General features: G+C 35.3%; 1 pseudogene. It reads right to left on the bottom strand.

Going from position 1 to position 1,180, the window contains the following annotated elements:
* A pseudogene (locus EKL98_RS17725) lies at positions 1–1,180 on the bottom strand (hypothetical protein); the annotation flags it as partial.

Raw genomic sequence — 1,180 nt, 5'->3', positions numbered from 1 at the left:
ATCATAAGGACCGCGCTCTAGATAATAGTTGTTTTTGAGCTCCAATTTTCCTTTAGTTTTTGTATTATGATACGCTTCGGCAACTATATCGAGAAAAGTTTTATCATTATTTTTTTCTAAAACCAACTCTTTTGGATTTTTGCGAACGATAAAAACATTTCCTTTTCCGAAAGAATAACTCATTTTTGAAGCTTCTGCCTTAATGCTCATCAACTCAAAAAGATGTTCTGATGGAGCATTGTATTTATTACCGTCTTTATTCCACCATTCCGAAACTTTTTGAAACGGATCATCATCTTTTCCATAATAAATAAGCATTCCACCACCTTTTACCCATTTTGCCAAAACCTCGTGATTTTTAGCTGATAATGGTTTCATATTGGCATAAGACATAATTAGAACTTTTGTGTCTTTTAGACCTGACTTAAGCTCGATATTCTCCATATGTACCGTCCCAACTGGAATTCCTCTTTTTAACAGCGGCAAAGCCATTCCATAAAAATTAGAAAGCGATGGATCTTGGTAACCTTCATGAATTGGGAAACGCTGAAACATAATAGAATTAGAAAGCAAAACATTGATTCCTTTAGTTCCGTTAATTTCATTTTTAGACACAGGCATATTATTCAATGAATTAATCATTACTTGCATTTGTGTTCCATAAGCTTTAGAAAGCGGTTGTTTTTCTTCCCCTTCTTCCATTTTAAATTTACCTAAATAAATACGTGGAGGCCAAGGCATAACTTCATAATTTGCCACAGTCGGATAGAGCAACTGAGCAGTAAAAGTCGCTTGGTAGTTTTTCTTATAATCTGCCCAAGTCTGGCTTCTGTCCTCGATAGGATCCGTTAAAAAAAACATTTCTCGACCCGTTGGAGCTGTCATTGAAACCATAGAACCATATTCTAAAAAGGCATTTTCGAAAGTCCTTTCTTTAAGTTCACCATTAAAATAAACTCTCTCTCTAGAAGTTCCCGTCCATACTTGCGCAATGTATCCATCCATGTGCGGAAGCTGTGCAAGACTGGCTTCTGGGCTTACTATTTCCCAAGAAGCATAATTTATTAACGAGTGTGTTGGCACATAACATTTTACTTTTTTGCGAATGCTCTTGCTATAAGTATACACATATTCGAATACCTCTTTCAAGGCATTGAAATATAAATTATACTTCAACTTA

It is taken from the genome of Flavobacterium bomense (assembly GCF_003970355.1).
The sequence above is the reverse complement of the archived record's forward strand: the minus strand, read 5'-3'. Positions and strand labels throughout refer to the sequence as shown.